The organism is Peribacillus sp. SIMBA_075, from assembly GCF_046534585.1.
Genome location: NZ_JAWRYN010000557.1, coordinates 1 through 274, shown reverse-complemented (window position 1 = coordinate 274; position 274 = coordinate 1). Strand labels below are relative to the sequence as shown.

The 274-nt window shown below is 52.9% G+C and carries 1 pseudogene; it reads right to left on the bottom strand.

The window, feature by feature from the left end:
• Positions 1 to 274 (bottom strand): annotated as a pseudogene (locus tag SB775_RS29380) (thioredoxin reductase); the annotation flags it as partial.

The window sequence follows — 274 nt, the reverse complement described above, 5'->3', positions numbered from 1 at the left end:
CAAAGCGTTCGGCACCTTCGATTTGGAGCTTTTGCGGTTTCAGGATGCCTCCGCCGACCGCGACGATGATCGATTTCGAGTAATGGACTTCACCCGACGCTCCAGCCAACACAAACAAGCCGTCTTCGTTCTTATTCATGCTTTCCACTTTCTCATCCAGGCAGACCGTCGGATCGAAGGTGAGCCCTTGTTCGACCAATTGCGTGATCAGCTGTTCACAACGGATCGGCGTCTGTCCCCCAACGTCCCAGATCATTTTTTCCGGATAGACATG